Raw genomic sequence first — 634 nt, forward strand, 5'->3', positions numbered from 1 at the left:
CTGTTTTTAGAGTAGTAAATGACTGCTGCAATAACTAGGATAAACCCAAATAGATACATATATATTCCTCCCGAATATTAAAGTTCTACAGAATAGCGGATGACTTTACCAACAATCCTTCCAGGATGATCTTTATCCAGAATGATCGGGCTGTAATCCTTATTGTCTGGCATTAACATAACTAATTTGCCTTGATGTTTTACACGTTTTAGAGTGGCTTCAGAATCTCCATCAACTAGCACGGCGGCAATTTCCCCATCTTCAACCTCTGGTTGTTCGTGGATAATAGCAAGAGATCCATCTGGAATAGTTGGTTCCATGCTGTGTCCCTTGCACTTTAATGCAAAAAGAGTACCAGTTGGTACAGAACCATTAAAGACTTCCTCCGTATATCCATCAATGTTTTCTTCAGCAGTGATGGGATCACCACAAGCAATAGCACCAACAATAGGAATAGATACACGATTGAAGGCATCACCTTTTGGATAAACAACGTTAGTAACATTTTCGTCTTCCTTTTCACGTGGAGGGAAAAAGTCATCTACAGAAACATTGAAAATATCGGCTAAGTTAAATAGCACATCTTGATTAGCTTTTCTGTCACCATTCTCGTATCTTGTAATGGTTGCTCTGG

Annotated in this window: 1 protein-coding gene; it reads right to left on the reverse strand. The window is 39.0% G+C overall.

The genetic code is table 11. From position 1 onward, the window contains the following. Positions 1–77: 77 nt before the first annotated feature. Positions 78–634, reverse strand: a 557-nt coding sequence (locus ACFILA_RS09865) for a S24 family peptidase (RefSeq protein ID WP_375661163.1), incomplete at its 5' end; no start/stop codon positions are given.

Source organism: Bartonella sp. CL71SXKL, from assembly GCF_042194935.1.
Taxonomy (GTDB): Bacteria; Pseudomonadota; Alphaproteobacteria; order Rhizobiales; family Rhizobiaceae; genus Bartonella.